Genomic DNA, 11,885 nt, shown 5'->3' on the forward strand with positions numbered 1-11,885 from the left:
TCATGCCTCTCCCAGCAACGCCAATACCGCACGGACGCTGGCGACGGGTACCGCGTCGGCGAGATCGCTCGCATGGAGCAAGGCCGGCACGCCTGTAGGCGCGCGCATCACGTTCAGCGGACCTTTCACCGAGAAGTGTGCGCCATTGTGGCTGAGCAGGTGCATGGCCTCGTGCTTGAAGAACTGCCCAGCGGCTTTGTCGAGCGTCAACGCATCCGCGTCCCAGCTTTGCCAGAGGCCGCGCACGATGGCTTCGAACTCCTCTTCACGCTCGCCGAGGTCCTGGCCTGCCAGCCGAAACGCGCCGCTGAAAGCGGCTATGGCGTCCTCGACCTGCCCCTCTTCCACCGCCCAGCCGGCACGGCCACCGCTGATCAGATCTAGCGACGCCAACCGCCGAGCCAGATTGTAGGGCTGGTGTCCGAGGCTCGAGACTCTGCCAATCAGGCGAATGCGATGGGTCGCCGGCGCCAGCCAGCCGATCAGGATCAGCGCATCCGGCCAGGCTTCGCCGCCGCCGGCCGGAGCTATGACATCAGGCAGGACGATTGCTTCGACGCCCATCTCATCGGCGCGACGCGCAACGTCCCGCAGACCATCCAGGCTCCAATCGGAGAAGGGTCCGGTGATGGCGATAGATCGAGGAAAAGTCATTTCAGAAAGCCAGAATGGCTTCGCGTTTGATCGTTCCGATCACCGCTCCGGATTCGTTCGTCACCACGGCGGCGTCACTCTTGGCGGCCACGATGGTCGAGAGCGCGTCGCGCAGGTCGGCGTCATGGGCGATGCGGGGCAGCGACGACGACGCCTCTCCAGGCACCATGATCTCGCTGACCGCAAACAGGCTGAGACGCTTCAGTGCCCTGTCCGCACCGACGAAATCTTCTACGAAGCCGTCGATTGGCCGGGAGAGAATTGTCTCCGGCGTATCATACTGGACGATCTTGCCGTCGCGCATGATGGCGATGCGGTCGCCAAGCCGCACTGCCTCGTCAATGTCGTGCGTCACCATGACGACGGTCTTTTTCACGCGCTTGAGGATTTGCTTGAATTCGTTCTGCAGCCGTGTGCGGGCGATCGGATCGATGGCGCCGAAGGGTTCGTCCATGAGAAGGACCGGCGGGTCGGCCGCGAGGGCACGCGCGACGCCGACGCGTTGGCGCTGCCCGCCCGACAGCTGTCGCGGATAGCGTGTCAACATCGATGCGTCGAGACCGACAAGAGCCATCAACTCACGATTCCGGCTGTCGATTTTCGCGCGTTCCCAGCCGAGCAGGCGGGGAACCGAAGCAAGATTCTCCCAGATCGTCATATGAGGGAACAAGCCGACCTGCTGGATGACATAGCCGATGTGGCGGCGCAGCTGCACCGGATCCGCTGCGCGCACATCCTGACCGCTGACGGTGATTTCGCCGCTGGTCGGCTCGATCAGGCGGTTGATCATGCGCATCGTCGTCGTCTTGCCGCAGCCTGAAGGACCGACCAGCGCCACCGTCACGCCGTCGGGCACTTCGAGGTCCAGATTGTCAACCGCCGGCGTGCCGCCCTCGCCGAAGCGTTTTGTAACGCTCTTCATCGTGATCATGCGGCGCGTCTTTCTCCGAACAGCCAGCGCTCGGTGAGGCCGAGGGAGAACTCGGCCCCGAGCGCCAGCAACGCTATCGGCACGGCGCCCACCAGCAACCGTGACTGATCCATGCCGGCCACGCCGACGGCGATAAAGTCTCCAAGGCCGCCACCGCCGATGAAGGGCGCCAGCGTCGCGCCCGCCAGCACCTGCACTGTGGCAGTGCGCAAACCGGCAAACATCGCCGGCGCGGCGAGCGGAATGCGGATCTTGCGCAGGATCTGCCCGTTGCTCATGCCCATGCCGGTGGCAGCTTCGACAGCGTCCTGGTCGACATCGCGCAGGCCGATATAGGCATTGATGAGGATTGGCGGCAGCGCCAGAATGGTCAGCGCCACGATCGAGGGCCACAACCCGATGCCGAGAAGCGGCATCATGATCGCGAGGATGGCAAGGCTGGGCAGTGTGCGCAGGCCGTTGACGACATTGATCGCCGCCGCAGCCAGACCGCCGTGTCTGAGGATCACCACCGCAAGGGGCAATCCGATCGCCAGCGCGAAGGCCAGTGCGGCAAAGGACATGATCAGGTGCTGGCGCAGCGCCTGGTTGAAGTCACCGGGATTGGCGACGATCCAATTGAAAGCCTCCGCCAGCAGGTTCACGCCTGCCTCCAGCGCTGCAGCCGCCGCTCGAGCCAGGTCATCACCGTGTCGAAGAAGATGGCGATCAGCGCCGTAAGGCCGCCGCCGACGATGATCTTCTCGGGGAAGTTCTGGTCGATGCCGGCCAGGATGATCGATCCGAGCCCGCCTGCATCGATGAAGGCCGCGATCGTCGCAATGCCGATGACGGTGACCAGCGCGATCCTGACGCCCGAGACGATCAGCGGCAGGGCAAGCGGCAGTTCCACGCGGATCAGCCGCTGCCAACGACTGAACCCCATTCCGTCGGCTGCATCGAGCAGTTCGTCGGGCACATTGCGCAATCCGGTGACGACGTTTCGCAACAGGATGAGCACGCAGTACGACGAAAGGCCGGTGATTGCAGGCTTCATTCCCAGTCCCATGACCGGGATCAGGAAGGCAAAAAGCGCCAGGCTGGGGATCACGAAGATGATCCCCGCCACGGTCAGGAAGAAGGCGTAGAGCCTCGGGCGCCGCGCCGAGATGATCCCGAGGATCAACGCGACGATGCCGCCAATGAGCACCGACAGGAAGGACAGCACCAGGTGCTGTCCGGCGGCATCAAGGATCAGACCAAGGTTCTTGGGCGCCCAGATCACGCGGGTCTTTCCAGGCCGGTCAGATACCCTCGGCCTTCAGGAACTCAGCCGCAACCTCTGCCGGCTCCTTGCGGTCGCGCTCGACGGCCGCGTTCATGGTTCGCATCTTTTCGTTGGTGAGCAACGGCGCCAGCTTGTCGAGAACCTCGGCGATCTTCGGGTTGGCCTTCAGCGCATCCTGGCGCACGACGGGCACCAGATAATAGGGGGGAACAAACCCTTATCATCCTCCAGCACGGCGAGCTTGTTGTCCTCGATCTGCCAATCGGTTGCGAACCCGAACGAGACGTCGATCTGTTTGCTGGTCAAGGCGCTGTAGCGAATGCCAAGCTTCGCGAACTTCACGAACTCCTTGAACTTGATGCCGTACACCTTTTCCAGACCCGGCAAGCCGTCCTTGCGCTCGCCGAACGTGCCTTCGGCGCCAAAAGTCAGATCCTTCGAGACCGGGCCGAGATCCGTCAGCGTCTTCAGTTTGAACTCGGCGGCGCGGTCGGGAAGCATGATGATCGCATAGCCGTTGTTGATCGCGGTCGGCTTCAGCAGCGTCAGTTGAAGCTGGTCTTCATAGTGCTTTTTCACGTCGGTGTAGATCTGGTCCGGGTCGCTCGTCAGCTCTCCCTTCACCACGGCTGCAAGCGCGGTCCCGGTATATTCCGGATAAAGGTCGATCTCGCCGCTGGTCAGCGCCGTGTGGGCGATCTGGGTGGCGCCGAGATTGAGACGCTTCTGGACTTCGATTCCGGCCTTTTCCAACGCCTGGGCGTAAATCTCGGCGACGATGAACTGTTCGGTGAAGTTCTTGCTGCCGATTTTGACCGGCTCTGCGTGCGCGGCCAGAACTGAGGTGACAGCCGCCAAGCCGCTGATCGCAATGGACTTGAATAGGCGGGAAATCATAGAGGCGGCTCCGTTGTTGGGTCGAGAACTCGACTGGTCTGGCTTTCGCAATAGCGAAGAGTTGCACTAATTCGCCAGCGTCGCCATTCCAAAATCAGGGGAGCGCGCGAAAAAAACCAGACTGCTGACAGCGCTCCGAGATCTCGGTCGTGCAGTTGGTCGAGCGAACTCAGGAGACCAATCCGCACTGCTGGGGCACGCTCGACATCTCGGCTCGGCTTTCGCATAAGCCAGGCTCAGGACTCTTTCACCCCTGACGCAGAAGCGCGAACAGACTCTCCGAAAGCATCGCATTGCTGTGCCGTCCGCATTGCCGCGCTCCACCTTGAGAAGCACGGGCCCGACGTCGGCGAGTTTCAGCATCGGCATCTCGCCGACGCACAAGCCCGCACCACAAGCGACCGACAATGCGACGTGGTGCTTGAGACAGGTTCCAAAGGCGATCGACCCCCGAGAAGCCCGGGCAGTCCCGGGAGAACAGTCCCGCTGACGGAACGTTCAGGTCTCGCGAATCGGCGTCGGACCCGTCGGGGAAGCCGGTTTATCAGCCCTCGCGCTTGTAGCTGCCGTGACCGGGCTGGTAGGTCTTCTCATCGAGAAACTGCGACAGGCCCTTGGCGCGGCCGCGCTCCGGGTCGACGAAGGTCGTCTGGTCGGCCTTGGCGGTGAGATATTCCGCCGATTCCTCCCAGGTCATTTCGCGAACGGCTTGTAAGCCATCCGCGCCTGGCGCAGCACTGTCGGGTTCTTCGCCAGCAGGACCCTGCAGAGCTCCACCGTGCGCTGGCGCAACCGGTCGGCGGGCACCGACTCGTTGACCAGGCCGAGCTGCTCCGCGACCTTGCCGCCGAACTGCTCGCCGGTCATCACGTAGTAGAGCGCCTTGCGGTCGTTCATCAGCGTCGAGATCGCCTTGGACACGACGCCGCCGGGGATGACGCCCCAGTTTATCTCCGACAGGCCGAACACGGCATCGTCGGACGCGATCGCCAGGTCGCAGCAGATCAGCGGCGTGAAGGCGCCGCCGAAGCACCAGCCGTTGACCATGGCGATGGTGGGCTTTGAATAGTGCATCAGCGTGCGCCACTGCCAGGCGCGGGTGGAGCGGTAGGCGCGCATCCGTTCGATGTCGCTGACGCCGTCGGTGGCGCGGAAAAAGTCCTTCAGATCCATGCCGGCGGAAAACGCCTCACCCATGCCGGTGAGCACGATGACGCCGCAGCGGTCGTCGATTTCGAGCGCATCGAGGACCCTGTTCATCTCCTCCGCGAGGCCGACGCTCATCGCGTTGCGCTTTTCCGGGCGGTTGAGCTTCACCCAGGCGATGCCCTCCTCGAACTCGACGAGCACGTCCTTACCCCACGGTTCGGGGCGGGTTTTGGCGGTCTTGTCCTGGGTCATCGAGGTGCTCACGTCTGGCTGACAAACTTGGTGGTGAGATAGGCGTCCATGCCCTCGGTGCCGCCTTCGCTGCCGTAGCCGCTCTGCTTCACGCCGCCGAATGGCGTCTCGGGCATGTTGATGAAATTGTTGTTGAGGCCGACCATACCGGCCTCCAGCGCGTCCGCCACCATCGCCGCCGTCTTCGACGAGGTCGTGAAGGCATAGGAGGCGAGGCCGAAGGGCAGACGGTTGGCCTGCTCGATCACCTCGTCGAACGAGGAGAACGGCGAAGTGATCGCCATCGGCCCGAACGGCTCCTCGTTCATCGCGGCCGCCTCGACCGGCACGTTGGCGAGAACCGTCGGCTGGAAGAAGTAGCCGCGGTTGGCGCCGCGCTCCCCGCCGGCGACAAGCGTCGCGCCATGCCCGACAGCATCCGCCACGAGCCGCTCCATCGCCGCGATGCGGCGCGGATTGGCGAGCGGGCCCATTGCGGTGGAAGGGTCGAGCCCATCTCCGACCGTGATCGCCTTTACCGCATTCGCAAAACCGTCGACGAAGCGGTCGTGCAGGCTGTCGTGCACGTAGAACCGTGTCGGCGAAACGCAGACCTGGCCGGCATTGCGATATTTCGCGGCGACCATCGAGCGCACCGCGTGATCGAGATCGGCATCCTCGAACACGAGCACCGGCGCATGCCCGCCGAGCTCCATCGTGGCGCGCTTGACGCCGGCCTCGGCCGCCAGCTTCGCCAGATGCTGCCCGACGACGGTCGAGCCGGTGAAGGTGATCTTGCGGATCGCCGGATGCGCGATCAGCTGCTCCGACACTGCGGAGGGAACGCCGTAGACGACGTTGAGCACGCCCTTCGGCAGGCCGGCATCATCGAGCGCCTGCGCCAGCTCGAGCACAGAAGCGGGAGTCTCCTCGGAGGGCTTGATCACCATCGTGCAGCCCACCGCCAGCGCCGCCGAGATCTTGCGCGCGGGGATCACGATCGGGATGTTCCAGGGCGTGAAGGCGGCGACCGGGCCGACCGGCTCTTTGGTCACCAGCCAGCGGGCGCCGGGCATGCGCGACGGCACGATGCGGCCATAGGTGCGCCGGCCCTCGTCGGCCGTCCAGTCGAAGATGTCGGCGGCGGCGAGCACCTCCTGCCGCGCCTCCAGCATCGGCTTGCCCTGCTCCAGCACGACCCGCGTGGCGATGTGCTCGACACGCTCGCGCAGCAGGTCCGCCGCCTTGCGGACAATTTTCGCACGATCGTAGGCTGGAAGGACCTTCCACGACTTGAACGTCCGTCCGGCAGCCAAGGCCGCCGCGTCGACGTCGTCGCCGCTGGCATGCGGCAGGGAAGCGATGGCGTCCCCGGTCGCCGGATTGATCACGTCCTCGGTGACGCGGTCGCCGGCATCGAGCCATTGTCCGTCGACAAAGAGCTGAAGCGTTCCGTACCGGGCATCCTGGGCCATGATCCCTCCCGTGCGGCAAAAGTCGCCGCGTCAGTCCTTCACGAACAGCGCATCGAGCGCGACTGCGCCCTCGGCGCCGACCATCAGCGGATTGATGTCGACCTCAGCGATCGACGGGTCCGCCAGCATCAGCCGGCCGAGCTTCACCACGACGTCCGCAATCGCGCCGACGTCTCGCGCCGGCTGCCCGCGGAACGGCCCCAGCAGCGACGCCGCCTTGAGCTTGCCGAGTTCGGCGATGACGCGCTCACGGGTCGTCGTCGCCGGCAGCAGCCGGGCATCCTTCAGCGCCTCGATCCAGACGCCGCCGAGGCCGACCAGCACGACCGGCCCCCATTGCGCGTCGCGGCGGGCGCCGACCACCATCTCGAGGCCGGGCTTCGCCATCTCCTCGACCAGCACGCCGTCCAGCACGAGGCCGGGTCTGGCCGCCGAGACGCTGCCGTGCAGCCGGTCCCACGCCGCGCGAAGTGCTGCCTCGTCGGCGATGTTGACGATGACGCCACCGACGTCGCTCTTATGTGCGAGCGCGACAGCCTGCGCCTTGATGACGACGGGATAGCCGATGCGTGCGGCGGCGGCGATGGCTTCCTCGATGCTCGTCGCCATCTCGCCGCGCGGCACGGCGATGCCGAGATCGGCCAGCACGCGCTTGCCGGCATATTCTGGAACGACTCCGGAACCTGCGACCCTCGTCCGCACAGGCGGGACCGTTTTCTGCTCGCTGACCGCGGCCCGCGCGTCGGCATATGCCGAGACCGCCGCCATCGCGCGCAGCGCTCGTTCCGGCGAACGGAAGAAGGGAATGCCGCTCGCGCGCACATCCGCCATGAAGCGCTCGTCGAGCGGATAGTCGTCGCCGACGATGTTGAGGATCACCGGCTTCGTCGCCGAGGCATAGACCGGGATGATCGCGTCGGACTTGGCGATCTGCATCTTCGGCGAGCCGCCGGCATAGGACAGGAGCGCCATGCCGACGTCCGGCTGCTTCAGCAGCACCGCGGCCGAGGTGCCGTAGATGGCGGGATTGGCGAAGCCGACCGTGCCGATGTCGAACGGGTTGTCGACGTGGACATAGGGCGGCACCAGCGTCTGCATCTCCGCCTCGATCTCGGGCGACAGGGTCGCCAGTTCGAGCCCGATGCGCTCGCAGAAGTCGAAGCAGAGGCCGCGGATGGCACCGGAATTCGTCACCACGCCGGCCTTGCCCGGCTTCGGCGTCGGGAAGCGCGACAGGATGGCGAGCACGTCGAACAGCTCGTCCGTCGTGTCCACCAGCGCGATGGCCTCGTTGCGCAGGATGGTCTCCATCACCGCATGGTCGCCGGCGAGCGCGCCGGTGTGCGACTGGGCGGCGGCCCGGCCGCGGGCGCTGGAGCCGGGATGCAGCAGGACGATCGGGATGCCCTTCTCGCGCGCCCGCCGGGCCGCTGCGAGGAACAGGCCCGGATTGCGGATCTGCTCGACATAGACGCCGATCGCGGTGTTCTGGGGATCGCGGATCATCACGTCGATGAAGCGCTCCGCGCCCAGCGTCGCCTCGTTGCCGGTGGCGATGACGAGCGAGGTCTCAATGCCGCGCGCGTGCATGGCGAAGCGGATGTTGGCGGCCGTCGCGCCGCTCTGCGCCACCACGGCGACGCGGCGTCCCGCGGCCGCAGGCTGCCGGACGTCGACCGGCTCGAAGGTGAGCGGGATGCCGGCGGAATAGTTCGTGTAGCCCATGCAGTTCGGGCCGAGCAGCGCGATGCCGTTGTCGGTGCACAGCCGCGCCAGCTCGTCCTGCTGCAGCCGGCCCTCGTCTCCCGCCTCCGCGAAGCCGGACGCGAACACGATCACCGCGCCGATGCCGCGCTCCGCGCAGGCGCGCACCGAGTCGAGGATCGCGCCCTGCGGCACGATCAGCACCGCGACGTCGATGCCCTTCGGCAGGTCGCCGATCGCTTTGACGCAGGGCCGGCCGCGGATCTCGTCCTTCGAGCGGCTAACGAGGTGGATCCGGCCGGAATAGCCGAAGGCCTCGAGATTGGCGAGAACGCCGCCGCCGATCGAGGTCGGTTCCGGCTGCGCGCCGACGATCGCGACCGAGCGCGGCGTCAGCAGCCGGTCGAGGTCGATCGCCGCGTCGGACGAGACCGGCCGCGCGGCCTCAGCCACGATCATAGGTTTCGAGCCCGGGCTTGAACGACTTGTCGTCGAGGAATTGCTTCATCCCCGTGTTGCGGCCGTTCTCGGGATCGCGGAACTCGGTCTGGTCCGACTTCGCCATCAGATAGTCGCCGGCCTGATCCCAGGTCAGATCCTTGACGAAACGCGCCGCCGTCTTGGCCTGGCGCAGCACGTAGGGGTTCTTGTCCATCAGCGTCCTGGCCAGTTCGCGCGTCTTGTCCTTCAGTTCGGTCGCCGGAACCGCCTTATTCACGAGCTTCATGTCGGCCGCCTGGCGGCCGGTGAAGGTCTCTCCGGTCATGATGTAATACATCGCGTCGCGAAAGCTCATCACCTCGACCACCGCCTTGGTGACGATGCCCGCCGGGATGATGCCCCAGTTGATCTCGGACAGGCCGAACACGGCGTCCTCGGAGGCAACGGCGAGGTCCGAGCCGATCAGGAACTGGAACGCGCCGCCGAAGCACCAGCCGTTGACCATCGAAATCGTCGGCTTCGGATACTGCATCATGCGGCGCCACTGCCACGCGGCATTGGCGCGGAACAGGCGCTCGCGCTCGATCGGCGGCACCTTGTCGGTGGCACGGAAATACTCCTTCAGGTCCATGCCGGCCGAGAAGGATTCGCCCGCGCCGGTCACCACCATCACCTTGCAGCGGTCGTCGGCTTCCAGCGCGTCCATGATCGCGTTCATCTCCCAGACGATGCCGGGATTGATCGCGTTGCGCCGCGCCGGGCGGTTGAGCGTCACCCACGCGATGCCGTCTTCGAACTCGACGGTGACGTTCTCGCCCCATGCCCCATTCTGTTTCGGGGCACTGGAAGCGGCTTCGGCGGTTTGCATGGGACAACTCCGTGACTGTCGCGGCTGGATATCAGGTAGCCATATATTCGTCAACCTGACATGCCCGCTCAGCCCCGTCCCAGAAACGGCATTCCGACCGGCAGCATCGTCGTCTCGAACAGGTTCACGTCGTCCGGCAGCGTCGCCATGATCAGTGCCACGCGAGCGACATCGGCCGGGTTCATCGAGTTCGGCCGCGGCCGGTCGGTGACGCCCGGCACCAGCATGCTCTGGGTCGAGCCAGGATGCAGCATCGACACGGCGATCCCGTGCTCGCGGCCGTCGAGCGCAAGGGAACGCGTCAGCCCTTCCAGCGCGAACTTGGAAGCGGTGTAACCGGCCGTGTGCTGCCGGGGCACCTTGGCCGAGATGCTGCCGATGTTGATGATTCTACCCTTGCGCCGCGGGATCATGCTCCGCAGCGCAGCGCGGCTGCACAGGAAGACCGACGTGATGTTGATCCGCAGGATCTCGTCCCACCGCGCCAGCGTCATGTCGACCGTCGGCGTATGGTCGGCAATGCCGGCATTGTTCACCAGGATATCCGGATCGCCATAGGCCTCGCGGCAGCGGGAAAACAGCGCCTCGACCTGCGCCTCGTCGGTCACGTCGCAGGAAACGGCGAGCGCTGAACCGCCGGCCCGGGTTATCTCGCGCACAAGCTCATCCAGCTTCGCCGCGGTCCGCGCCGCCACTACCGTCTTCGCACCCGCCGCGGCATAGGCCTTCGCAATTTCCCAGCCGATGCCGGAGCTCGCTCCGGTGACGATCGCGACCTTGCCCGTGAGATCCGTTGCCATGCTGTCCGTCAGTGCCTTTGGTCCAGTGACTGGAGGAAATCGGCCAGCCCGCGCCTGTCGCTCACGCAGAGCTTGCGGTAGGCGCGTCGTCGGTAGGTGATCACGCTGCTCAGCGCGATACCGGTGGCCGCCGAGATGTCCCGCTGCGTCCTGCCGAGAAACAGCGACGCCGCGACCGCGGCCTCCCGCTCGCTCAGCGCGTGGCCGCAGTCGAGAAGCCGCCGCGCGATCTCGTGCAGGGGTGCCGGTTGGCCCTCCGCCGGGCGCTGCGCCGTCTCCAGGTGCTTGGCCAGCAGCGCCATGACGAGCGGCGCGGCGCCCTCCAGCGCCTCCACCTCGGCGGCGCCGGAATGACCGCTCGCGCGTGTCCGGTAGGCGCTGGCGAACAGCGGACGCGCGCCACCGGCATAGAGCGTCAGCCGTTCGACGATGCCGCCGCGCTCGTAGCAGGTACGCCGGTAGTCGGGGTCGGTGATGCCGTTCCAGGCCTGGCGGACGATCTGCACCGATCCGGCCGCCTGCGCCAACGCGCGCTGCGTGGCCCGGTCGCGCTGCCAGTAGTTTCGGGCATAGGCGAGCGACGCGCTTTCCGCGAAGTCAGGGATGTCGGGATGCCGCCCCGCCGAGAACAGGTAGCGCGGCGCGCCGTCCCCGACGAGTTCGAAGGCCGAACAAAGGTCCGCACCGGCCAGCCCCCGCAGCACGGCCAGGAACCGCTCCGGAAACTCCACCGCGCCGAGGGCTGCGACCGCCGCCGCCAGCGCGTCGTTAAGGGTTTGCGCGCTCATCGCAACTGCCTCCCGCTGACGTGTCCTCCCGCCGGGGGGATAGACCGCATCGCCCGACAGGCTAGCTTCGGGAACCGTCGCGCAGACGACGACCCAACGGAGGACCTGCCATGACACCCGCCCCCAAGGTGAAGGGACTTTACCACTATTCCTTTCCGTGCCGCGACGGCGAGGAGACGCGGAAATTCTACGAGGATCTGCTCGGCCTGCCGCTGGTCAACTGCATGACCGCCGACAAGGTGCCGAGCACCGGCGAGGAAAAGCCCTACGCGCACTTCTTCTTCGAGATGGGCGACGGCTCCTACATGGCCTTCTTCGATCTTGGCGAGAACGAGATGCCGCTGCCTTCGCCCAACACGCCGGCCTGGGTGATGCACTTCGCCATGGAGGTGGAGTCGGTCGAGAAGGTGATGCAGATGAAGGAGCGCCTGCAGCAGGCGGGCGTGAAGACGACCGACGTGGTCGACCACGACTTCATCAACTCGATCTACTTCTTCGACCCGAACGGCCTGCGCCTCGAGATCACGGCGCGAACCGAAGAGCCGGGCTATCTCGAGAAGGCTGCGCGCGAAGCGCACGCCCAGATGGCCGCGTGGACCGAGAAGAAGGCGAAGATGATCGCCGCCAAGAAAGGCAAGGCCGCCTGACATTTCGTATCCTCCCAAACGCCGCAGGCGCCT

Annotated in this window: 10 protein-coding genes and 2 pseudogenes; 1 reads left to right on the forward strand and 11 read right to left on the reverse strand. The window is 65.8% G+C overall.

Annotated features, from left to right (window positions below):
• From LRS09_RS05855 to LRS09_RS05905, 11 genes and pseudogenes are all read right to left on the reverse strand, one after another.
• Entirely contained in the window at nucleotides 1-654 is a 654-nt protein-coding gene (locus LRS09_RS05855) for an LLM class flavin-dependent oxidoreductase (RefSeq protein WP_257804873.1), read from the reverse strand.
• Nucleotide 655: 1 nt separating this feature from the next.
• A complete protein-coding gene (locus LRS09_RS05860) occupies nucleotides 656-1,585 on the reverse strand; it encodes an ABC transporter ATP-binding protein (RefSeq protein WP_257804874.1) in 930 nt (309 codons plus the stop codon).
• Complete coding sequence (locus LRS09_RS05865; protein WP_257810136.1) at nucleotides 1,582-2,223, reverse strand: ABC transporter permease; 642 nt, start codon at nucleotides 2,221-2,223, stop codon at nucleotides 1,582-1,584. The genes LRS09_RS05860 and LRS09_RS05865 overlap by 4 nt, the downstream gene beginning before the upstream one ends.
• 2 nt (nucleotides 2,224-2,225) lie before the next feature.
• Nucleotides 2,226-2,849 carry an ABC transporter permease gene (locus tag LRS09_RS05870; protein WP_257804875.1) on the reverse strand — a complete coding sequence of 208 codons (624 nt, stop codon included), beginning with the start codon at nucleotides 2,847-2,849 and terminating at the stop codon, nucleotides 2,226-2,228.
• A 19-nt stretch (nucleotides 2,850-2,868) separates the two neighbouring features.
• Nucleotides 2,869-3,749: pseudogene (locus LRS09_RS05875) on the reverse strand (glycine betaine ABC transporter substrate-binding protein).
• Nucleotides 3,750-4,293: 544 nt separating this feature from the next.
• Nucleotides 4,294-5,150, reverse strand: a pseudogene (locus LRS09_RS05880) (p-hydroxycinnamoyl CoA hydratase/lyase).
• A gap of 8 nt (nucleotides 5,151-5,158) precedes the next feature.
• Nucleotides 5,159-6,604, reverse strand: coding sequence for an NAD-dependent succinate-semialdehyde dehydrogenase (locus tag LRS09_RS05885; RefSeq protein WP_257804876.1), 1,446 nt, complete (start codon nucleotides 6,602-6,604; stop codon nucleotides 5,159-5,161).
• A 30-nt stretch (nucleotides 6,605-6,634) separates the two neighbouring features.
• Nucleotides 6,635-8,761 carry an acetate--CoA ligase family protein gene (locus LRS09_RS05890; RefSeq protein WP_257804877.1) on the reverse strand — a complete coding sequence of 709 codons (2,127 nt, stop codon included), beginning with the start codon at nucleotides 8,759-8,761 and terminating at the stop codon, nucleotides 6,635-6,637.
• A complete protein-coding gene (locus LRS09_RS05895) occupies nucleotides 8,754-9,617 on the reverse strand; it encodes a p-hydroxycinnamoyl CoA hydratase/lyase (protein ID WP_257804878.1) in 864 nt (287 codons plus the stop codon). The genes LRS09_RS05890 and LRS09_RS05895 overlap by 8 nt, the downstream gene beginning before the upstream one ends.
• Nucleotides 9,618-9,685: 68 nt before the next feature.
• Nucleotides 9,686-10,417 (reverse strand): SDR family oxidoreductase, encoded by a 732-nt coding sequence (locus tag LRS09_RS05900; protein WP_257804879.1) that lies wholly within the window; start codon nucleotides 10,415-10,417, stop codon nucleotides 9,686-9,688.
• Nucleotides 10,418-10,425: 8 nt separating this feature from the next.
• Nucleotides 10,426-11,205, reverse strand: a complete 780-nt coding sequence (locus LRS09_RS05905) for a helix-turn-helix transcriptional regulator (RefSeq protein WP_257804880.1) — start codon at nucleotides 11,203-11,205, stop codon at nucleotides 10,426-10,428.
• Between the two features lie 110 nt (nucleotides 11,206-11,315).
• Between LRS09_RS05905 and LRS09_RS05910 the strand changes: the two genes are divergently transcribed.
• On the forward strand, nucleotides 11,316-11,852 hold the full coding sequence (locus LRS09_RS05910) for a VOC family protein (RefSeq protein WP_257804881.1): 537 nt from the start codon (nucleotides 11,316-11,318) through the stop codon (nucleotides 11,850-11,852).
• The last annotated feature ends 33 nt before the right edge of the window (nucleotides 11,853-11,885 follow it).

The organism is Mesorhizobium sp. J428 (assembly GCF_024699925.1).
GTDB lineage: Bacteria > Pseudomonadota > Alphaproteobacteria > Rhizobiales > Rhizobiaceae > Mesorhizobium_A.

What these genes read in the sequence shown, in the direction of transcription:
- LRS09_RS05860 (WP_257804874.1), bottom strand. Translation starts at nt 1,585, where the DNA reads ATGATCACGATGAAGAGCGTTACAAAACGCTTCGGCGAGGGCGGCACG.
- LRS09_RS05910 (WP_257804881.1), top strand. Translation starts at nt 11,316, where the DNA reads ATGACACCCGCCCCCAAGGTGAAGGGACTTTACCACTATTCCTTTCCG.
- LRS09_RS05900 (WP_257804879.1), bottom strand. Translation starts at nt 10,417, where the DNA reads ATGGCAACGGATCTCACGGGCAAGGTCGCGATCGTCACCGGAGCGAGC.
- LRS09_RS05905 (WP_257804880.1), bottom strand. Translation starts at nt 11,205, where the DNA reads ATGAGCGCGCAAACCCTTAACGACGCGCTGGCGGCGGCGGTCGCAGCC.
- LRS09_RS05855 (WP_257804873.1), bottom strand. Translation starts at nt 654, where the DNA reads ATGACTTTTCCTCGATCTATCGCCATCACCGGACCCTTCTCCGATTGG.
- LRS09_RS05895 (WP_257804878.1), bottom strand. Translation starts at nt 9,617, where the DNA reads ATGCAAACCGCCGAAGCCGCTTCCAGTGCCCCGAAACAGAATGGGGCA.
- LRS09_RS05885 (WP_257804876.1), bottom strand. Translation starts at nt 6,604, where the DNA reads ATGGCCCAGGATGCCCGGTACGGAACGCTTCAGCTCTTTGTCGACGGA.